The organism is Micromonospora sp. NPDC049240 (assembly GCF_040647835.1).
In the GTDB taxonomy this organism is placed as follows: domain Bacteria; phylum Actinomycetota; class Actinomycetes; order Mycobacteriales; family Micromonosporaceae; genus Micromonospora.
This window is the reverse complement of record NZ_JBEZCX010000012.1, coordinates 176,175-197,841: the sequence shown is the minus strand read 5'-3', so window position 1 is coordinate 197,841 and position 21,667 is coordinate 176,175. Positions and strand designations below refer to the sequence as shown.

The window sequence follows — 21,667 nt, the reverse complement described above, 5'->3', positions numbered from 1 at the left end:
CGGCTGCCGGATCGCCCCGCGCGGGCCGGGCAGGTCACCGGCCATCCAGCGTACGCGTCCCGCGACGCCGCTCCGGCGGGCCCGCCGCGGTGGCCGACCGCCGGCGGTGACGGCCGGGCCGCCCCCGTTCGGCCCGACGCGGGCTCTGACGAATCTTCGACCAGAAGCTCTCTATTCTGACGTTTCGTCGGGTGGGAGCCACTCCTGCCGATGGTCCGGAGAGGGCGGGTGCGTCCGATCTCCCGGCCCGCACCCGGGGAGCCCGGGCCGACGGGAACGTCGCGTGAAAGAATCGGCGCAGGTCCCGCCGCCGCGACCGGTCCGCCGCGTGGTGTCCGGCACCCGGCCGCCCGGCCGGTGCCCGCGGGTCCGGTTTCGCCATCGCCGTCGAGATCGCACAGGAGCCTGTGATGGACGCCGTGTTCTCCGTCCCCGAGCCGCGCAACGAGCCGGTCCACACCTACGAGCCCGGCAGCGCCGACCGGGAGCGGCTCCAGCGGCGGCTGGCCGAGCTGGCCGCCGAGCGGATCGAGCTGCCGATGACCATCGCCGGCGAGCAGCGGATGGCCGGCGGCGAGTCGATCGACGTGGTCCAGCCGCACAAGCACGCGCACGTGCTGGGCGTCACCGGCCACGCCACCCACGACGACGCCCGCGCCGCCGTCAAGGCGGCCAAGGACGCCGCCCCGATGTGGCGGGCACTGCCGTTCGAGGAGCGGGCCGCGATCTTCCTGCGCGCCGCCGACCTGCTGGCCGGCCCCTGGCGGGACACGCTCAACGCGGCCACCATGCTGGGCCAGTCCAAGACCGCCGTCCAGGCCGAGATCGACGCCGCCTGCGAGCTGATCGACTTCCTCCGGTTCAACGTCCACTTCGCCCGCCGGCTCCTGGCCGAGCAGCCGATGTCCTCGCCGGGCGTGTGGAACCGCTTCGACCACCGGCCGCTGGAGGGCTTCGTCTACGCGGTCACGCCGTTCAACTTCACCGCCATCGCCGGCAACCTGCCGTCCGCGCCGGCCATGCTCGGCAACACCGTGGTCTGGAAGCCGGGCCCGACCCAGCAGTTCGCCGCGCACTTCACCATGCGGCTGTTCGAGGCGGCCGGCCTGCCGCCCGGTGTGATCAACATGGTCACCGGGCGCGGCGAGGAGGTCTCCGACGTGGTGCTCGCCGACCCCGACCTGGCCGGCATCCACTTCACCGGCTCCACCAAGGTCTTCCAGCAGCTCTGGCGCACGGTCGGCGAGAACATCGCCCGCTACCGGGGTTACCCGCGACTGGTCGGCGAGACCGGCGGCAAGGACTTCGTGGTGGCGCACACCAGCGCCGACGTGGACGCGCTGCACACCGCGCTGCTCCGGGGCGCCTACGAGTACCAGGGCCAGAAGTGCTCGGCCGCCTCGCGGGCGTACGTGCCGCGCTCGCTCTGGGAGGGCGGGCTGCGGGACCGGCTCGCCGCCTCCGCGGACGCGCTGACGTACGGCGACGTGACCGACTTCAGCAACTTCGGCGGCGCGGTCATCGACGACCGGGCGTTCGGCCGGCACACCGCCGCGCTGGAGCTGATCAAGGGCGACGACAGCTGTCGCGTGCTGGCCGGCGGCACCGCCGACGACTCGGTCGGATACTTCGTCCGGCCCACGCTCTTCGAGTGCTCGGACGCCGCGCACGAGACGTTCACCACCGAGTACTTCGGGCCGATCCTGGGCGTGCACGTCTTCGACGACGCCCGGTTCGACGACGTGGTCGCCCAGGCCGAGTCGATCGCGCCGTACGCGCTGACCGGGTCGATCTTCGCGACCGACCGCCGGGTGGTCGACCAGGTGGCGGAGAAGATGCGGTACGCGGCCGGCAACTTCTACATCAACGACAAGCCGACCGGCGCGGTGGTCGGGCAGCAGCCGTTCGGCGGCGCGCGGGCCAGCGGCACCAACGACAAGGCGGGCTCCTGGCACAACCTGGTCCGCTGGACGTCACCCCGGACGATCAAGGAGACGTTCGTCCCGCCGACCGACCACACCTACCCGCACATGGGCTGAGGTGTAAGGAGGGGCCCCTTCCTAACAGACGTCTGTTAGGAAGGGGCCCCTCCTTACTGTCGTCGGTCGACGGTGCACTCTGGACCGCCTACGAGTGGCGAAAACGGCAAATCCTGGACGCCAGAGCCGACAAAGTGGCAGCTTAGAGGGCATGGCGGAATCCGGAGTCAACCCGACGGCGGCGGCCCTGCTCGGCCTGCTGCACGACGGCCCGATGACTGGCGGCCAGTTGATGGCCGCCGCCGAGCGCCGGCTGGCGCCGTACTGGTCGATGACCCGTAGCCAGGTCTACCGGGAGCTGCCGGTGCTGGCCGAGAAGGGTCTGGTGCGGCTCGGCAAGCCCGGGCCGCGGATGAGCCAGCCGTACGCGCTCACGGCGGCCGGGAAACGGACATTCTCCCGCTGGCTCGCGGAGAATCCCGGCAAGGACACCATCCGCAACCCGGTGGCGCTGCGGATCGCGTTCGGCAACCTGCACTCGGCGAGCCAGCTCAAGAACCTGTACGCCTCGGCCAACGAGTACCACACCGAGGCGCTGGCGGCGGTGCGCGAGCAGGTCAAGAACGCGAAGAAGGAGGGCGACGGCTACGATGCCAGCGCGCTGGAGTTCGCGGTCGCCTACCATCGGGCGGCGCTGTCCTGGCTGAAGACCGCGCCGGCCGGCTGACCACCTGCGGCGAACGCGCTGGACTAGGCAGTACTGTTGTCTGTCGTGACCGCTGCCGATTATGCCGAACAGCTCAAGGAACTCGACGCCACGCTGCGCAACATCGAGGCCGTGCTCGACCTCGACAAGCTGCGCGAGCAGAAGGCCCGCCTGGAGCAGGAGGCCTCCGCGCCCGACCTGTGGGACGACCAGGCCAAGGCGCAGGCGGTGACGTCGCAGCTGTCGTACGTCAACGGCGAGATCACCAAGCTGGGGGACCTGCGCTCCCGGCTCGACGACGCCGGCGTGCTGCTGGAGTTGGCCCAGGCGGAGTCCGACCCGGCCGCGCTGACCGAGGTCGAGTCGGAGATCACCGGGCTGACCAAGGCCATCCAGGAGATGGAGGTCCGCACGCTGCTCTCCGGCGAGTACGACTCCCGGGAGGCGCTGGTCGCCATCCGGGCCGGGGCCGGTGGCGTGGACGCCGCGGACTTCGCCGAGATGCTGCTGCGGATGTACCTGCGCTGGGCGGAGCGCCACGGCTACCCGACCGAGGTCTACGAGACGTCCTACGCCGAGGAGGCGGGCCTGAAGTCGGCCACCTTCACGGTGAAGGTGCCCTACGCCTTCGGCACGCTCAGCGTGGAGTCCGGCACCCACCGGCTGGTGCGGATCAGCCCGTTCGACAACCAGGGCCGCCGGCAGACCAGCTTCGCCGGCGTCGAGGTGCTGCCCGTGGTGGAGCAGACCGACCACATCGACATCCCCGAGAACGAGATGCGGATCGACGTCTACCGGTCCTCCGGGCCGGGCGGGCAGAGCGTCAACACCACCGACTCGGCGGTCCGGATCACCCACATCCCGACCGGAATCGTGGTCACCTGCCAGAACGAGAAGTCCCAGCTCCAGAACAAGGCGTCCGCGCTGCGGGTGCTCCAGGCCCGGCTGCTGGAGCGCAAGCGGCAGGAGGAGCAGGCCAAGATGGCCGGTCTGAAGACCGACGCCGCCGGCTCCTGGGGCGACCAGATGCGGTCGTACGTCCTGCACCCGTATCAGATGGTGAAGGATCTGCGTACCGAGCAGGAGACGGGCAATCCGTCCGCGGTCTTCGACGGCGAACTGGACAGCTTCATCGAAGCGGGTATCCGCTGGCGGAAGCAGCAGCAGCTCACTGCTGACAGTGCGTGATCACACTCGGACGCAGCGCGTCATCGATCTCGGTCTGACCCGGTAAATCGATGACGCGCGCCGCATCTGAGGGGCGTGGGGCTTGGCTCTGCGGTTACACCGCGTAGACTACCGACCCGTGATTCAGCTTGAGCAAGTGACGAAGACGTACCCGAAGGCGTCCCGGCCTTCGCTCGACAACGTGTCCGTCTCGATCGAGAAGGGCGAGTTCGTCTTCTTCATCGGTCCATCCGGCTCCGGCAAGTCCACCATCATCAAGTTGCTGCTGCACGAGGTCACGCCCAACAAGGGTCGCGTCGTCGTCAACGGCAAGGACGTCACGTCGATGCGTTCCTGGAAGCGACCCCACTTCCGGCGTTCCATCGGCTGCGTCTTCCAGGACTTCCGGCTGCTGCCGAACCGCACCGCGTACGAGAACGTGGCGTTCGCGCTGGAGGTGATCGGCAAGACGAAGGCGGTCGCCCGTCGGGTCGTACCGGAGGTGCTGGAGCTGGTGGGTCTCGGTGGAAAGGAGCACCGCTACCCGCACGAGCTCTCCGGTGGTGAGCAGCAGCGTGTGGCGGTGGCCCGGGCGTTCGTGAACCGGCCGCTGATCCTGCTGGCGGACGAGCCGACCGGAAACCTGGACCCGGACACCTCGATCGAGATCATGCGCCTGCTGGACCGGATCAACCGCACCGGCACGACCGTCGTGATGGTCACGCACGACTCCAACATCGTGAACCAGATGCGGCGCCGGGTGATCGAGATCGAGAGCGGCCGCATCGTGCGCGACCAGGCCCGCGGCGTCTACGGCTGAGCCGACAAGGCAGCCCGAAGACCCCGACGACGAACACCTCACGCCGGAGAGCCGGAGGAATATCCCGATGCGGATGAAGTACGTCCTGTCCGAGGTACTGGTCGGACTGTGGCGCAACGTCACCATGACGGTCGCCATGATCATCACCATGGCGGTGTCGCTGTTCATGCTGGGCGGCAGCGGCCTTCTGTACCAGAAGGTCGGCGACATGAAGGATCTCTACTACGAGAACGTCCAGGTGTCGATCTTCCTGAAGACCGACGTCCAGGAGCAGCAGCGGACCGACCTGGAGACCAAGCTCAAGGCCGACCCGCTGGTCAAGGACGTCACGTACGTCAACAAGGACGAGGCGTACAAGCGCTTCCAGCAGATGTACGCGGACGCGCCGGACCTGGTGAACGCGGTCAAGGCGGACCAGCTGCCCGAGTCGTTCCGGATCACGCTGAACGACCCGCAGCAGTACAAGCAGATCTACGACCAGTACAAGGCCGCCGAGGGCATCGACACCATCGTCGACCAGTCCAAGCTGCTCGACAAGGTCTTCGGCGTGCTCACCGGCATCCAGAACGGCGCGTTGGCGCTGGCCATCGTGATGGCCGCCGCCGCCCTGCTGCTGGTCGCGAACACCATCCAGGTGGCCGCCTACAGCAAGCGCCGTGAGGTCGCGGTCATGAAGCTGGTCGGCGCCTCCAACTGGTTCATCCAGGCGCCGTTCGTGCTGGAGGCGGTGGTGGCCGGCCTGATCGGCTCCATCCTCGGTCTGCTCGCGCTGATCGGCGTGAAGACACTCGCGGCCGGCAGCTCGATGGCGGCGCTGGAGGGCCTGATCACTCCGATCTCCTGGTCCGAGATCTTCCTGACCTTCCCGCTGATGGCCGCCGTCGGTGGCCTGGTCAGCGCCATCACCGCCTGGGTCACGCTCCGCTTCTACCTGCGGGTCTAGTTACCCGTACGGCTCTGGCCAAGAGCCCTCCCGTGCCGGAATAAACGGCGCGGGAGGGCTCTTGTGGTTCCGGTAGCATGATCTTCGCTCGTCGGCCGCCGGCCGGGGAGCCGGCGGAAAGGGGGTGGCGCCGATGCCACGGGAAAAGGGTCGCAAGGTGGTCGCCTCCAACAAGAAGGCGCGGCACGACTACGCCATCCTCGACACGTACGAGGCGGGCATGGCGTTGACCGGCACCGAGGTGAAGTCGCTGCGGGCCGGTCGGGCGTCGCTGGTCGACGCGTTCGCCCAGGAGCGCGACGGCGAGCTGTACCTGCACGGCATGCACATCCCGGAGTACACGCAGGGCACCTGGACCAACCACGAGCCCCGGCGGACCCGCAAGCTGCTGCTCAACCGGTTGGAGATCGACCGGCTGATCGGCAAGACCCGTGAGGGCGGCCTCACCATGGTCCCGTTGCAGGTCTACTTCTCGGACGGCTGGGCCAAGGTCGAGATCGCCCTGGCCAAGGGCAAGAAGTCGTACGACAAGCGGCAGGATCTGGCCAAGCGGGACGCCGACCGGGAGATCCAGCGGGTGGCGGGCCGGCGCGGCAAGGGCATGGACGATTGATTTGTCACGTTCGTCCGGTTCGGCGCGTCCAACCGGGGCTCGGGATGAAACCCGTTGCGGGAGGCGTTAGGCTTGTCAGTGCCACCACGTGGGTGGCCCGTCGAGGGGGTGACTGGTTTCGACTTCGTACGCAGCGACAGGGGAAGCGAGCCGAGGAAGCCGACGTCGTCTCGAGAATCGGTCGTCGGAAACCAATAAGCGCCAAGAACAATCGCGCTGACTTCGCTCTCGCCGCCTGAGGCGAGTAGCAAGTCTGTCGGCCTGGGAGCGCCTTCGACCCAGTTAGCCGGCATCAGCTAGAAGGCTGGCCAATCGGACCCGGTCGCGGGGTCCGTGCGGCGAGATTAATCAGCGACTGGGCCCGTCACACCAACTTGCTCGCGTGAGCGGTGGGGCCGAGTAGAGGCACAGCGAGCTGCGCTCGGAGAAGCCCTGACAAACCGGCGAAGGACCCGGGTTCGATTCCCGGCACCTCCACCACCTTGACCTGTGCGCCCCGGTCCACCGGACCGGGGCGCACAGTCGTCTGTGCCGCCCGCACGAGCGGTGTTAAGCGGGGGCCCCTGCTATGCGGAATGCGTTAAGCGGGGGCCCCTCCTTACTCCTGGGGAACCGGGCGGGGCGGTTCGGCGTCTGATCCGTATGCGCCGATCGATCGCCCTGCTCGGGCTGCCGCTGCTGGTCCTCTCCGGATGCGCCGCGCCCGGCGTCGGGTCGGGCGCGCCGCCGCCCGCCGACCCGGACCAGCGCCCCGCGTTCACCAAACGGGCCGACGAGGTGGCCGCGCGGTGGCAGCCCGATCCGCGGTGGCGCGACGGATACGTCCCGCTCCAGGACGCCACCGTGCTCGCCGGCGATCCGGCCTTCACCGAGGAGACCAAGGTGGCGTTCGCCGCCGGCTGGTACCGGGACCAGATCGCGATGCCGACCCGCGTTCCGCCGCAGGGCTCGATCCGCTTCCCCGACGGTGTGCTGCGGGTGCCGCTGGTCAGCGCCGCGGACGCGTACGCCCAACTGGACCGGGGCGATCCGCCGTCGTGCGACGGTCGCCCCCGTGGACCGGAGCCAGCCGCCTCGACCGCCGCGCCGGGCCCGGACGACCCGGTGTCGACAAGCGCGCCCACCCCGTGCATCCCACTCACCGTCACCTCGGTGCGGCTGGGCAGCGCGCCGGTGTGGACCAGCCGGGGCCGGGCCGACGTGCCGGCCTGGCTGTTCACCGTGGCGGAACTGGCCGCGCCGGTGGCCCGGCTGGCGGTCGCGCCGCGCGCGGTCGGCACGGTGCCCGGCGGCGCGGCGGACACCGGCCCGCTGCCGGCCGGCCTGGTCGCCGCGCAGGAACTGCGGACGGTGGCGGCCGACCGGCTCGACTACCTGGTCGGCGTCGGCGCCTGCGACGGCGCGCCGACCCCGCTGGTGCGGGAAGGACCGGACGTGGTGGTGGTCGGCGCCGCCGTGGTCACCGCCACCGGCCCCTGCACCATGCAACTCGCGATGAAGCCGGTCAGCGTCACGCTCGCCGCCCCGCTGGGCGACCGCACGGTCCTGGACGTCGGCAGCGGCGCGCCACTGATCGTCCGCACCGGCGGGTGAGGGTCACAGGATCCGGGGTACCTCGGTGCTGATCGGCACCGGCAGCACCGTGGGCCGGTCCGCGTTCAGCGCCCGGGCCAGCGCCGGGCCGAGCGCGTCCGGCGACGTCACCACCTCGGCCGCGCAGCCGTAGCCGCGGGCCACCGCCGTGAGATCCAGTCCGGGCAGGTCCAGCGCCGGTACGCCCGGGGTGTGCTTCAGCTCGGCGAACGCCTTCAGGATCGCGTACTGCTGGTTCACCGGGACCACGATGGGCAGCGCCAGGCCCAGCCGCGCCGCGGTCCACAACGCCTGCACAGAGTAGTGGATTGAGCCGTCACCGATCACCGCGACCACCGGTCGGCCCCGCCCGGTGTCCCGCTCGGCCAGCGCCAGGCCCACCGCTGCCGGCAGCCCGAACCCCAGTCCGCCGCTGGCCATGGTGAAGTACGAGCGCGGCCGGTCGATCCGCAGCCGGCGGCGCAGTGCGGCCAGGTTGGACGGTGACTCCTGCACCAGCACCCCGTCCGCCGGCCAGGCGGCGGCCAGCGCCGCGAAGAGCGCGTCCGCGCTGGGCGGCTCGGCCGGCTCGGGCGGGGCGGGCGGATCCCGGGGCGGCGGCGCGGGCCGGTCGGTCGGCGGGAGCAGCTCCCGCAGCGCGGCCAGCACCAGCTTGGCGTCGCCGAGCAGGCTCTCCCCGACCGGGGCCCGGCCCGCCTCGTCCGGGTCGTCGGTGACGTGCAGCAGCCGGGCGTCGCCGGGCAGGTAGTCGCCCGGCACGTGCGGGTAGTAGCGGAACACCGGGGCGCCCACCACCAGCACCACGTCGTGGCCGCGCAACGCCGCCGACAGCGGCCCGATCGCGTACGGCAGCACGCCCCGGAACTGCGGGTGATCCTCGGGGAAGACGGCCCGTTCCGGTGCCGGGGCGGCCCAGACCGGGGTGGCCAGCCGTTCGGCCAGCGCGACCGCCTCCGGCCAGCCGTCGGCCCGGTCCACGGCCGCGCCCAGCACCAGCACCGGGGCGCGGGCGGTGGCCAGCGTGGTGGCGAAGTCGCGCAGCCGATCCGGGTCCGGCCCGATCCGGGTGGCCACGGTACGCACCGGCGGTGGCGGGTCGGCGGGCCGGTCCCAGTCGTCCATCGGCAGGGATAGGAAGACCGGCCCGGTGGGCGGCTGCGCCGCCGTGGCGTACGCCCGCATGAACGCCGCCGGGACGTCCTGCGCGCGGGCCGGCTCGTGCGCCCACTTGACGTACGGCTGGGCCAGCTCGACCGCCCGGGGGCTGGCCAGGCGCGGCTCGATCAGCAGCATCTCGCGGGTCTGCTGGCCGGCGCTGACGATCAGCGGGGTCCGGTTGTGCCAGGCGGTGACCAGGTTGCCCATGCCGTTGCCGGTGCCCGGCGCGGTGTGCAGGTTGACGTGCGCGGGCCGCCCGGTGCCCTGCGCGTAGCCGTCGGCCATGGCCACCGCGGACGCCTCCTGGAGCGCGTGCACGTAGTGGAAGTCGGCCGGGAAGCCGGCGAGGAACGGCTCCTCGGTGGAGCCGGGGTTGCCGAAGACGGTGGTCAACCCGAGCGCGCGCAGCAGGTCGTGGGTCGCCTCGCGCACCGTCGCCATCGCCGGCTGCCTCCGTCCCTGGCCGAGAGCGTCGGAGACGGCCCGGTGCACAGCCCCGACCCACCGAATCTAGCGGGCCGGGCGCGGCTTTTCGGGCGCTTCGCCCCGGCTCAGGGCAGCGGGAACGGCAGCGTGATGTCGTCCAGCGTGCTCCCGCAGGGGCAGTCCCGCGTGGTGGGCAGCGCGGCGACCGCGTCCAGCAGCAGCTCGCGCAGCCGGTCGGTGTTCTCCGCGAAGACCCGGAACACCTCCTCCTGGGTGACCGACTCGCCCGCCTCGACGCCCGCGTCCAGGTCGGTGACAAGCGCGATGGACGTGTAGCAGAGCGCCAACTCGCGGGCCAGCACCGCCTCCGGGTGCCCGGTCATGTTGACCACCGCGCCGCCCATCGAGGTGAACCAGCGAGACTCCGCACGGGAGGAGAAACGCGGGCCCTCGACCACCACCACCGTCCCGCCGTCCACCGCCGGCACGTCCCGCCGGGCCGCCGCGTCCAGCAGCGTCCGTCGCCCGGCCGGGCAGTACGGATCGGCGAACGAGACGTGCACCGCCCCCTGGTCGTAGTAGGTCTGCGCCCGCCCGCTGGTGCGGTCGATGAGCTGGTCCGGCACCACGAACGTGCCCGGACCCAGCTCCGGCCGGAGCCCGCCGACCGCACAGGGCGCCAGCACCTGGCGTACGCCGAGGGAGCGCAACGCCCACAGGTTGGCCCGGTAGGGGATCAGGTGCGGGGGGTGCCGGTGGTCCCGACCGTGTCGCGGCAGGAACGCCACCCGCCGGCCGCCCACCTCGGCGACCGTGATCGGGTCCGACGGCGCCCCGTACGGGGTGTCCACCACGTGCTCCACGCCGTCGAGCAGGGCGTAGAGACCCGACCCGCCGATCACCGCCAGTTCCGCCTGCGCCGCCATCCGGTCCTCCCTCGATCCGTCGCGATCACCCGACGGTCAGACCTTAGCCAGCAGGCGGGACGCAAGCTATGGTGCGTGACATGGCGTTGACAGCGTGGACGGTCGACGACGGAGGGCCCGCGCGGGCGCACGGCTGACGGGTGTCGGACATGCAGGGTGAGGGGCAGGCGATCGGTGGCCGAGCCATGGAGTCGATGACCGGACGGCTGCTGGTCGCGACACCCGTGCTCAAGGACCCGAACTTCGACCGTACGGTCGTGCTGCTGGTCGCCCACGAGCCCGGCGGTGCGCTCGGCGTGGTGCTGAACCGGGCCACCGAGGTCCCGGTGGCCGATGTGCTCGGTGACTGGAGCGACCTGGCCCGCGAGCCGGCGGTGCTCTTCGAGGGCGGCCCGGTGCAGCCCGATTCGGCCATCTGCCTGGCCCGGATGCGCCACCCCGTCCAGCCGGTCAAGGGCTTCCATCGGGTCTCCGGCGCGGTCGGCACCATCGACCTCTCGGTCGACCCGGAGAAGCTGCGCGACGCGGTCGGCGGCATCCGGGTCTTCGCCGGCTACTCCGGCTGGGGCGCCGGTCAGTTGGAGCGGGAGATCGAGGAGGGGTCCTGGTTCGTGCTTGACGCGCTGCCCGGTGACGCCTTCGTCGACCGGCCGGACGATCTCTGGCCGATGGTGCTGCGCCGGCAGGGCGGCATGATGGCGGCGGTGGCCCACTTCCCGCCGGACGTGGCGCTCAACTGACCGCCCGGGGGGACCCCGCGAGATGACCATGGCGGGCGGCGTGTGTATAGTTCTTCCCGTGCCCGGGCGACCGGGGACGACCGCAAGGGGCCGTGGCGCAGCTGGTAGCGCACCACACTGGCAGTGTGGGGGTCAGGGGTTCGAGTCCCCTCGGCTCCACCTTGTGTTTGTGCAGGTCAAGCGGCATTTCTCATTGAGAAATGCCGCTTTTCTTGATCTCTTAGTCACAGATTTGCTCACAGCGGCGCCCCACCCTCCACCCGGGCGACAAGATCGGCCACCGGTTCCGGGCCGCGCCTACCTGGTACGGGCCTAGGTCTTCTCTCGGTCACCCTTCGTGAGATCGACGATTGCGTCTGTCCGGTTCTGGGCGCGTCATCCTCACCAGCTGTGTTCGGGTCTTGACGCCGAGAGATGGTGATCTTAGCGTCCTCGATCACTTGGCTCGTGGATGCGGGGGCGACGTGGTGAGTGCGATGGGTTCTTCGCGGTTGTTCGCGCGACTGAATTGGCTGGTGCGGCGTGGGGCGTTGCCAACCGCGGTGGCGGTGGGCTTGTCCTTGCTGCCGTTTGTGCCGGCTCAGGCAGCGCCGAAGCCGTCGGCGGATGGGGTGGCGCGGGATCGCTCGGTGCCGGTGTCTGCGCTGAGGCCGAAGAAGGCTGCGCTGCCCGCGATGGAGAAGTTCAAACCGGCGCCGGTGTCGTGGCCGTCTGCGGCTGCGGCGGTGGTGGATCTACCGCTGTCGTCTGATGGGTCGCGGCGGCTACCTGCGCGAACGAAGGTCGGCGGACTGCCGGTCGCCATCGCTCCCGGTGCGGCGTCGGCGAAAGCGGCTCCGGGAGCGGTTGGCGATGCCGCTGTCCCGCCTCGGGTGGCTGTGCGGGTGTTGGATCGGGCTGCGGCGCGGCGGGCTGGTTTTCCGCTGGCGGTGAGGGTGGCGCGGGCGGATGGCCGAAGTGAGGCAGGCCGGGTCAAGTTTGAACTGGACTATTCGGCGTTCCGGCACGCCTACGGCGCCGACTGGGATTCCCGCCTCCAGTTGGTCTCCCTGCCTGCGTGCGCGTTGACGTCGCCTGAGGTGGAGGCGTGTCGCCAAGCGCAGCCGCTGTCCACGGTCAACGACTACCGGGCGGGGGTGGTGCGTGCCGAGGTGGAGGTGACGCCTGACCTGCCGGCTTTGTCGGAGAAGGAAGCTGCCGCAGCTGGCTTGGACCGCCCGGCTGCTGTCGGTGCTACGGAGCAGACGGTTGTGGCGTTGAGTTCGGCGGGATCGTCGTCGGACACCGGTGACTACTCGAAGACGGATTTGAGCGCGTCGTCACAGTGGGTGGCTGGCGGGTCGTCGGCGGATTTCTCGTGGAGCTACGACATCTCCGGCCCGCCTGTGCCGGGGGAGCTGGAACCTGAGGTGTCGTTGGGCTACAGCTCAGGCTCGGTCGATGGTCGTACGGCGGGGGAGAACGTGCAGCCGTCGTGGCTGGGGGAGGGCTGGGACTACCAGCCGGGGTTCATCGAGCGGTCGTATCGGCCGTGCTGGGATGACCGGGAACCCGGCACCACGTACTGGACGGCTGCGAACGGTCTTCCGGATGCCTGCTGGCGGTTGAACAACGCCCGGATCGCCTGGCATGGCCGTGCCACGGAGATCGTCCTTGGCGACGACAAGGTGTGGCGGCTGGCCGACGATGACGGCTCGAAGGTGGAGCTGCTGTCGGACAACGCCGTCGATACGTTGAACTGGCACAACGAGCGGTGGCGCATCACCACCAGCGACGGAACCCAGTACTACTTCGGTCAGTCCGTTCTTCCGGGCACGACGACGCGGACCAATTCGGTGCAGGGTCAGCGGGTGGTGTCGAATGACAGCGGTGAGCCGTGCTTCTCGACGGTGTCGTTGGAGTTGTCGAGCTGTGCGATGGCGTACCGGTGGAACCTGGACTACGTCGTCGATGCCCACGGCAACTCGATGGTCTACTACTACAACAAGGAGTACAACCGGCAGCGGGTGGTCGGCAGCACGACAGCCACCGCCACCTACGACCGGGCCGCGCAACTCGACCGCATCGAGTACGGCTTGCGCGCGGGTAGCGAGGGCACGACGACGGCACCGGCCAAGATCCTTTTCAATACTGCCGATCGGTGTCTGACCTCGTCGTGTGCCACGCACGACAAGGCGAACTGGCCGGACACCCCGTGGGATCTGGCTTGCTCGGCGAGTCCGTGTGGTCCGGCGTCGTTCTGGTCGACGAGACGGCTGACCTCGATCGCGTCGCAGACGTGGACCGGCACCGGCACCGCCTACAGCACCGTGGATCAGTGGGATCTGACGCACCAGTTCCCGGCCACGGGCAACGACACATCCCCGGCGCTGTGGTTGGCCACGGTGACCCGGACGGGTAAGGCCAACGGGGGCAGCATGGCGCTGCCGGCGGTCAACTTCAACGGGGTGCGGTTCGACCAGCGTGCGGACTATGACCCGAACGGCACGATGGCCAAGCCGCGTAAGTGGCGCATCGCGCAGATCGACACCGAGACCGGTGGTCGGACCGAGGTGGCGTACGAGGCCACGGACCCGGGCTGCCAGTTCGGCACCGCGTTCCCGGACCCGGACAACAACACCAAGCGGTGCTTCCCGCAGTACTACTATCCGCAGCAGGCGCCTCAGGGGTGGTCCTGGTGGCACAAGTACATCGTCAAGTCCGTCACGGAGAAGGACCTCGTTGGCGGCTCACCGGACGTCGTGACCAGCTACAGCTATTCCACGGTCGGCTCGTCGACGCCGGTGCTGTGGGGCCATGACGACGGCGCGGCCACCTGGGCGTCGTTCCTGCCGAAGCGATCGTGGGCGGACTGGCGCGGGTACTCCACCGTCACCGCCACCACCGGCCCGTCCTCCGGCCCGCAAACACAGACGAAGTATCTCTACTACCGCGGCCTGTGGCTCGACTACACCGACACCGGCGAGAACCGCGCGGCGTCGATCACCAACTCCCTCAACCAGGTGTCCAACGACGACTGGTCGCGTAGGGGCTTCCTGCACGAGAAGATCGAGTACGCCAGCCCGAACGGGCAGGCCCTGACCAAGACGATCTCCACACCGGTCTCACACCAGACCGGACAGCGGGTCCTCACCGCCGACTGGGCCATCCCCACCAAGCAGACCTCCTACATCACCCGCACGGCACAGGAAACGACCTACACCTGGCTGGCAGCGACCAACACGTGGCGGTCGAGCCGCGTCAACAACACCTGGAACCCGTCCACCGGTCTGCTCACCGAGGTCGACGACGTCGGCGACACGGACACCGCCGCGCCCGCCGACGAGACCTGCACCACCTACACCTATGCCAGCAACACCACGCCGAACCTGCGTCGCTTCGACGGCACCGGCCCGTCCACGCTCGACCTGCAACCTAAGGTGATAGCGGCCGACTGGTCCGGCTACGACGTGACCTTCCCCGCCGGGGACTTCAACGCCGACGGCAAAACCGACCTCGTCGCCCGACGGCCCGCCGACGGCAGCCTGTGGCTCATCCCCGGCAACGGCACCGGCGGATACGGGACCGCGGTCAAGATCGGCAACAGCGGCTGGAACGCCTACCAGGACCTGTTCTCGCCAGGCGACTTCACTGGCGACGGCAAACCGGACGTCCTCGGTTCCAAGCCCGACGGCACCCTGTGGCGGTGGAACAACGCCACCACCCTGTCCAACCCGGCCCAGATCGGCACCAACAGCTGGCAGAACTACGACCTGTTCTCACCAGGTGACTTCACCGGCGACGGCAAGAGCGACGTCCTCGGACGCAACGCCAGCGGCGCGCTTTTCCTGTGGGCCGGCACCGGCATTGGCACTGTCGCCGCTGGCGCCCAGATCGGCGCCTCCGGGTGGGACGCCTACAGTCAAGCCTTCGGCTGGGGCGACTTCACCGGCGACGGCAAAACCGACATCATGGCCGCCGACCAGGCCGGCATCTGGCTGTACGCCGGCAACGGGACCGGCGGCTACGCCGCCCGCGTCCGCATGGCCACCGGCCTCATCGGCGTGGACACCGACTGGCTCATCGCCACCGGCGACATCACTGGCGACGGCAAAGCCGACCTCCTCGCCCGCCAACAGCGCTACCTGACCTCCCCTCAGGCCAGTCAACACACCGAGGCGGTGTCCTGCCCGGCTACTCCGATCTTCCCCGCCGACGCCCTCGGAGACACCCGCTACTACTACGACCAGCCCGGCGCCACCACCCCGACCATCGCCGCACTCCCGGTGGTCGGGAACGTGACCCGTACCGAGCAGGCCGACAAATATGGCGGCTCCACCCCGAACTGGATCACCACCGCCGAGGCGATCTACGACCAGTGGGGGCGGCCCACCACAGACAAGGACGCCCTGGGATATGCCACCACCACCAGCTACACCCACGCCAGTACCGGGCTTCTGACAAGCTTCAAGATCACCAACCCCGCGCTACACGAGACGACAGTCGTCGTCGACCCTGCGCGGGGCGTGTCGAAGAGCACCACAGATCCCAACGGCAAGACCACCACCGCTACGTATGACGCGCTGGGCAGGCTGACCAAGGTGTGGCTGCCCGGTCGCTCCACCAGCGATCCCGGCAACCAGGAATACAGCTACTCCATCACCAAATCAGCCCCGAGCTACGTGCAGTCAAAAATCCTGGGGCCCAACAACAACCAGATCAGTTCCTTCGAAATTTACGACGGGCTCCTGCGGCTACGACAGACCCAGGCGACCGCGCCGGACGGTAAACGCGCCATCACTGACACGCAGTACGACGCGCGGGGCCTGACGACGAAGGCCTCCACCTTCTACAACGGCGCCTCCGGCCCGACCAGCACCCTGGTCAGCTTCGCGGACACCGGCGTCGCGACCCAGAAGCGGGCGACCTACGACGGCCTCGAACGGCAGACGATTGACGCGCTGTGGTCCTTGGGCGCACTGAAGTGGCAGACCGTCACCGCCTACGATGGCGATCGGGTCTCCGTCGACCCGCCCGAGGGCGCCACCCCCACCACCACCATCCTCGACGCCCAGGGACGCAAGTCAGCCCTGCGTCAGTACAAGGGCTCCGCGCCCAGTGGCGACTACGACGAGACCCGATACTCCTACGACGCTCTTGACCGGCTGACCGGCATGACCGACGCAACTGAGAACACTTGGAGCTACGACTACGACCTGCTCGGCCGGCAAACCAGCCGTGTCGACCCCGACGCCGGCACCACCACCTCTACCTACGACAACGCAGGCCAGCTCATCACCACCACCGACAGCCGTGACGAGGTCCTCGCCCGCGTCTACGACCCCCTCGGCCGGCTTAAGGAACTCCGCGACGACACCATCAGCGGACCCGTGCGCGCCTCCTACGTCTACGACACCCTCGCCAAGGGGCAACTGACCTCCTCCACCCGGCACGTCGGCGCCAACGCCTACACCACCACGATCACCGGCTACACCGACCTGTACGCACCAACCGGCAGCACCATCACCATCCCCACTGCGGAAGGCACGCTCGCCGGCACGTACACCAGCGAAGCCACCTACAACCCCGACGGTTCACCGGCCACGACCACCCCGCCCACGGCAGGCGGCCTCCCGGCCGAAACCCTCACCTACAGCTACAACGACGCCGGCCTACCCACCACCCTGACCGGTGCCACCACCTACGTCGCATCCACCACCTATGCCTGGGACGCCACCGTCTCCCGGCGGCTGCTCGGCACGACCGGCAAGCAGGTCCGCCTTACCGAGACCCGCGACGACAGCACCCGCCGGCTGACCACCCAACAGGTCGACACCGAGAGTCAGGCCTCACCCGGATCCTTCGACGACAAATCCACCACCGACTACGGATACGACCAAGCCGGCAACATCACCGCCATCGCTGGGAAGACCAGCGGCACGCGCGACCAGGTCGAATGCTTCCGCTACGACTACCTCCGCCGCCTCACCGACGCGTGGACCGAAGCCGACTGGACCTGCCAGACCCCACAGCGAACGGGTGTCGATCCCTACCGGCTGTCCTGGACCTACGACGCCACCGGCAACCGACGCACCCAGACCAGCTACAGCTCGACCGGCACCACCACCGGCACCTACAGCTATCCCGCCGCAGGCGGCCCCAACTCCCACCGGCTCAACCAGGTTGCCTACACCGGGGAAACCATTCGTACGGACAGCTACGACTACGACAACGCCGGCAACACCACCACCCGAACGGTCAACGGGACCGCTCAAACCCTCACCTGGGATCCTGAAGGCCACGTCGTCACCACCAGCCAGAGCGGGCAAAACGTCAGCTACATCTACGACGTAGACGGTAACCGCCTGATTCGGCACGACTCCACCGGCGTCACTCTCTACCTCGGCGACACCGAACTCCGCCTCAGCAACGGGCAGACCGACGGCACTCGTTACTACAAACATGGCGACACTGCTGTCGCGGTTCGCACCATCACCGGCCTCACCTGGCTGAGTGCAGACCACCACGGCACCAACCAGCTCGCCATCGACCCCAGCAACCTGGGCATCACCCGACGGCGGACCCTCCCCTTCGGGGAAGCCCGCGGTCCACAGCCCGCAGGTTGGCCCGGTGAAAAGGGTTTCGTCGGCGGTACGCAGGACCCCAACGGACTCACACACCTCGACGCCAGAGAATACGACGCCGTCGCAGGCCGTTTCATCAGCGCCGATCCGATCATGGACGTGTCTGATCCACAACAGTGGAATCCGTTCGCATACAGCAACAACAGCCCCGTCACGTTGTCGGACCCGTCCGGGCTGAAGGCCTGCTCCGACGACCGATGCGGCTCGGGTGCCGACTACGAGGACGTAACTGGAAAATACGTCAAGGTTCGGGGCAACAATGACGGTTGCCGCGGCTCTTGCGGCGACGATGACTGGGCAAAAGCGCGGAAGAAGTCGCAGTCGAAGGGTGGAGGCAAGAAGCCGAAGCAGCCGGCCAAGAAGCCTCAGAAGGACAAGCCGGCTCAGCGCCAGGAGAAGAAAAAGGAATCAGACGCCATAGCCTTCGCCGGCACGCTTGCGAAGGTATTCGACGGCCTCAGTACGGTGCTGGGCCTCCTGCCCGGCTTCATCTGCCAGCCCTGTGCCGTACTGGGGATGATCGCCGGCACCCTTGCGGGTGTCATGTTCCTCATTGCAGGCAAGATCGGTGATGCGATCAAAGCATTTGGTGGGGCGTTACTCGGCATGGTGTTGGGCGAGGCGGGCAAGCTGCTGTCCAGCAAGCTCCTTGTCAAGAAGTTCGGCGGTCAGTTCTTCGATGTCGCCCATTCGATCAGCAACAAGGTGCATCGTTATCGTTTTGTTCCGTCAGCCGTCCGCGCTAAGGTCGATGCGGCCGTCGACACCATCAATGCAGGCGTCGGGACGCTCTACAACGCACTCGTCCCGCCCACCGGCTGACCGTGCGAACCGAGACGCAAGGAGGGCCGGGAATGGCGAGCACGTTCGGCCGACGAGAGCTGAGGTTGGTCCTGGCGGTTGTCCTGGGCACCCTTCTGGTCGGCGCAGGGATCCTGCTCACTGTTCGGCTACGCGAGGCGATCGACGAGCGGGTTCGCGTCGGCGCCGAGACGACAGGCGAAGTGGTCCACGTCGAACGGTTCAGGATCACGCGTTCGTTCTCTGCCAACAGGCTGACTGTGGACTACACGTTCGACGGCGTGCGGTACCGGGAGCGGTTCTCCAGCGAGCTCGACGAGAGTAAGTTCCGCGTCGGCGAGTCACTCGACGTACGCGTCGACAGGACGGATCCGACCCGGGCTGCCACGCCCGACGGGTACGCGACGGAGGATCTGCTCCTGCAGGTGCCGACCCTCCTGGAAGTACTCGGTGCCCTCATGATTGTGATCCCGCTCGCGCTGATCAGAACGGGCCCCCGGCGCGATTAGGTGGGCGGGTGGAACTCGGATGGCCGCCCCGGCCCTGGGTCGGGGCGGCCATCCGAGCGCACCGTAGCCAGCGTCGATCCTGTCGACGACGTCTCGACCCGGGTCAGCGTGCCTCGCTCGCTGGGGCTGAGCCGGGCAACCGCGACCCCTGCGCTCGTCTCACCGCCGGATCCGAAATCGGTGTCGCCACCGCTTGGCGATACGTGCAGGAAGCGATCGTAAACATCCTCTCTGGGATGCGTATCGGTCGATCCGTCATCCTGGCGACAGGCGCTCGCCTCGATCGGTGCTCATCGCTCCGAGACGGCTGCCCCACACTCTGGCGCGTCACAGGAGGCGTCGCAAATCAAGATCGAACCGACGGCATCAGCCGGCAGTGCGCGGCAAACTCTGACATAGCTGATCGTCGGGCTGACGGCGTCGTACGCCCCGTCGCACGCCGCCGAGGGTGAGGCCCGGACGACGATCACCGACCAGCCCGGTGCTCCGGGGACGATGCTTCGACAGTTCGAGGACCTGACCGGTCGGCCCGTCGGCGACCTGGACAAGGTGCTGGCCGTCGACGCCGGCGGCCGGGCCCTCACCGCCGACCAGATGGAAGCGCTCGTCGCCGGCGAGGAGGTGGACGGCGTCAAGGTCGTGGGCACGATGCCGGGTGGCCGGGACATCCTCGGCACGACGATGGCCGACCTCGCCGACGGCTCCTACGACGGCACCGGTGACGGGGAGACGGCGACCACGTCGCTGATCTTCGCCTCGTCGGTGCCCGGCGGTCGGGAGTGGTGCCTGACCATGTGCGTCGCCAACGGCAAGTCCATCTGGGAATGCCTCCTGTCGCGCCGGGGAACCGACCAGATCCTCACCCTCGACCTCACCGGTGACACCACCGTGGGCGGGACGAAGGCCGCCTTCGAGAAGGCCAACGGCGTCGCGGTCGCCGGACCGCACAGCGTGGAGACGCTGATCGGCGACCGCGAGCCCTCGGCGGAGGAGATCAGGACGCTCCTTGACGGCAAGGACATCGAGTCGCTGCGTCGGGTGGCGACGGTGGACGGGCCGGATCCCGGGTGGGCGTTGGAGAACGTCGCCGCGAAGTCGGGCGTCCCGTACGCGAAGACCAGGGCCCACATCTTCACCTTCAGTCTTCCCGTCCTCGGGAAGTTCCTCGCGGTCTGCGTCTCGCAGGACGACGGGAAGACCTGGAAGTGCTCGGCCCGCCCGTGGAGCGGCTTCTAGCGGGTGCGTGTCGCCCCGCTCCCGAGCGCCCGATGACCACCAGGGCCCAGCACAGCGCGCCGAAGCCGCCCGTGCTCGCCGGTGCCCGGACCAGGTTCCACGCCACCCAGGTGGTCTCGAACCGTTGTCGAGCGGCTTCGAGATCGGACGCGCCGGCCGCCGACAGCGCGGCGAGCACCGGCGTACCCAGGAAGGGGGCCCGACCGGTAGTTCGCCGGCCGGGCCCCTCCGGTCAGGACTCCTGTGTCCGGCGACGCCGGGCGAGGAAGAACAGGGTCCCGCCCGCGGCGACCAGGACACTTCCCGCACCCGCGAGGGCGGGCACCTGGTTGCTGCCGGTCACCGGCAGCATGCCGTGGTTGCCGGGACCGCCCGGCTTGCCGGGCCTACCGTGTCCACCCGGTGCGCCAGGGCTGCCGGGCGGGCCGGACGGTCCGGGCGGGCCGGACGGCCCGGGCGCTCCCGGGCTGCCGGGTGCGCCGGGGCTGCCGGGTGCGCCAGGGCTGCCGGGTGCGCCAGGGCTGCCGGGTGCGCCGGGGCTACCTGGGGCGCCGGGGCTGCCGGGTGCGCCGGGGCTGCCGGACGGGCCGGGCGGGCCCGAGGGCCCGGGTGGGCCGGTCGGTCCGGCGCACACCGGGGCGGTGATGACGTTGGTGTCGAGAGTGACGGCCGCGGTTCGAGCCAGTGCACGGCCCTGAAGGTTCGCGCCCGTGGCCATCGTGACCGACGCCTGGGCCATGATGGTGCCCAGGAAGGTGGTGCCCGTACCGAGCGTCGCGGAGCTGCCGATCTTCCAGAACACGTTGCATGCCGAGGCGCCGTTGATCAGGACGACGCTGCTGTTCGACGCCGTGGTCAACGCGGAGTCGACCTGGAAGATGAACACGGCCTGGGGGTCGCCCTGCCCGTTCAGCGTCAGGGTCCCGGTCAGTTGGGCCGCCCCGATCCGGTAGACGCCGGGGTTGAGGGTGTTGCCACCGAGTTCCGCGGGCAGGTTGGTGAACGGGGTCCGGCCGGCGGCGTCGTTGAAGGCCGTGGTCAGGTCGCTCTGGGCCTGGAGGGCGACCGCGTCGCCGAGGTGGACCTCACCCCCGATGGTCGCCGTCCCGAAGCCCGAGGCGGTGTTCCCCGGGAACCTGCCGAGGCTCTGCGCGAGGAAGCTCGGGCCGGTGTTCGTGGGCTCGGCACCGGCCAGGACGGAGAAGTTGCCGGCGGTGCCGAGGTTGACCGGCGCGTCCGCCGCGCTGGCCGCGGTGGAGTTGAAGATCAGCATGGCGACGGCCACGGCGGCACTCGCGGAAGCAGCGAGTACTGACGGGGCCGCCCGCCTCAGGCGATGAACGGTTTGGACTTTCACAGAACACCCTCCGTGGGTACTACTCGCAGGGATGTCATGTGACCGGCCCTGCTCAGGTGACACGTGTGGC

Annotated in this window: 14 protein-coding genes, 1 tRNA gene, 1 other RNA gene and 1 pseudogene; 14 read left to right on the top strand and 3 right to left on the bottom strand. The window is 69.3% G+C overall.

From position 1 onward, the window contains the following. Positions 1–410 precede the first annotated feature (410 nt). From pruA to AB0B02_RS20230, 8 genes are all read left to right on the top strand, one after another. Entirely contained in the window at positions 411–2,039 is a 1,629-nt protein-coding gene (gene pruA / locus AB0B02_RS20265) for an L-glutamate gamma-semialdehyde dehydrogenase (protein WP_281943966.1), read from the top strand. 151 nt (positions 2,040–2,190) lie between these two features. Next, the gene (locus AB0B02_RS20260) at positions 2,191–2,706 is read left to right on the top strand and encodes a PadR family transcriptional regulator (protein WP_107157710.1); all 516 of its coding nucleotides are present in this window, start codon (positions 2,191–2,193) and stop codon (positions 2,704–2,706) included. Positions 2,707–2,751: 45 nt separating this feature from the next. Then, positions 2,752–3,873 carry a peptide chain release factor 2 gene (prfB, locus tag AB0B02_RS20255; protein WP_107157709.1) on the top strand — a complete coding sequence of 374 codons (1,122 nt, stop codon included), beginning with the start codon at positions 2,752–2,754 and terminating at the stop codon, positions 3,871–3,873. A gap of 118 nt (positions 3,874–3,991) precedes the next feature. Then, positions 3,992–4,672, top strand: a complete 681-nt coding sequence (ftsE, locus tag AB0B02_RS20250) for a cell division ATP-binding protein FtsE (protein ID WP_013284225.1) — start codon at positions 3,992–3,994, stop codon at positions 4,670–4,672. Between the two features lie 67 nt (positions 4,673–4,739). Then, positions 4,740–5,615 (top strand): permease-like cell division protein FtsX, encoded by an 876-nt coding sequence (gene ftsX / locus AB0B02_RS20245; protein ID WP_281943960.1) that lies wholly within the window; start codon positions 4,740–4,742, stop codon positions 5,613–5,615. Positions 5,616–5,748: 133 nt separating this feature from the next. Next, entirely contained in the window at positions 5,749–6,228 is a 480-nt protein-coding gene (smpB, locus tag AB0B02_RS20240; protein ID WP_281943959.1) for an SsrA-binding protein SmpB, read from the top strand. 104 nt (positions 6,229–6,332) lie between these two features. Beyond that, positions 6,333–6,708: a transfer-messenger RNA gene (gene ssrA, locus AB0B02_RS20235) on the top strand. Positions 6,709–6,870: 162 nt separating this feature from the next. Next, positions 6,871–7,821: a hypothetical protein gene (locus tag AB0B02_RS20230; RefSeq protein WP_281943957.1), complete on the top strand. Its 951-nt coding sequence runs from the start codon at positions 6,871–6,873 to the stop codon at positions 7,819–7,821. A gap of 3 nt (positions 7,822–7,824) precedes the next feature. Here AB0B02_RS20230 and mdlC read toward each other — a convergent pair whose 3' ends face one another. Beyond that, complete coding sequence (gene mdlC / locus AB0B02_RS20225; protein WP_357302371.1) at positions 7,825–9,420, bottom strand: benzoylformate decarboxylase; 1,596 nt, start codon at positions 9,418–9,420, stop codon at positions 7,825–7,827. 110 nt (positions 9,421–9,530) lie between these two features. Next, a complete protein-coding gene (locus AB0B02_RS20220) occupies positions 9,531–10,331 on the bottom strand; it encodes an S-methyl-5'-thioadenosine phosphorylase (RefSeq protein ID WP_281943955.1) in 801 nt (266 codons plus the stop codon). A 149-nt stretch (positions 10,332–10,480) separates the two neighbouring features. On the opposite strand from AB0B02_RS20220, the gene AB0B02_RS20215 reads away from it, so the two are divergent. The 6 genes and pseudogenes from AB0B02_RS20215 (at position 10,481) to AB0B02_RS20190 (ending at position 20,240) form a co-directional block, all read left to right on the top strand. Next, positions 10,481–11,071, top strand: a complete 591-nt coding sequence (locus AB0B02_RS20215; protein ID WP_107157788.1) for a YqgE/AlgH family protein — start codon at positions 10,481–10,483, stop codon at positions 11,069–11,071. Between the two features lie 86 nt (positions 11,072–11,157). Then, positions 11,158–11,230, top strand: a tRNA-Ala gene (locus tag AB0B02_RS20210). A 317-nt stretch (positions 11,231–11,547) separates the two neighbouring features. Next, positions 11,548–18,516 (top strand): FG-GAP-like repeat-containing protein, encoded by a 6,969-nt coding sequence (locus tag AB0B02_RS20205; protein WP_357302368.1) that lies wholly within the window; start codon positions 11,548–11,550, stop codon positions 18,514–18,516. 32 nt (positions 18,517–18,548) lie between these two features. Next, positions 18,549–19,004 carry a DUF3592 domain-containing protein gene (locus tag AB0B02_RS20200; protein ID WP_357302365.1) on the top strand — a complete coding sequence of 152 codons (456 nt, stop codon included), beginning with the start codon at positions 18,549–18,551 and terminating at the stop codon, positions 19,002–19,004. 50 nt (positions 19,005–19,054) lie between these two features. Next, positions 19,055–19,222 (top strand): annotated as a pseudogene (locus AB0B02_RS20195) (IS5/IS1182 family transposase); the annotation flags it as partial. 277 nt (positions 19,223–19,499) lie between these two features. Next, complete coding sequence (locus AB0B02_RS20190; protein ID WP_357302362.1) at positions 19,500–20,240, top strand: hypothetical protein; 741 nt, start codon at positions 19,500–19,502, stop codon at positions 20,238–20,240. 232 nt (positions 20,241–20,472) lie between these two features. On the opposite strand, the gene AB0B02_RS20185 is transcribed toward AB0B02_RS20190, so the two are convergent. Further along, the gene (locus AB0B02_RS20185) at positions 20,473–21,525 is read right to left on the bottom strand and encodes an ice-binding family protein (protein WP_357302358.1); all 1,053 of its coding nucleotides are present in this window, start codon (positions 21,523–21,525) and stop codon (positions 20,473–20,475) included. Positions 21,526–21,667 lie beyond the last annotated feature (142 nt).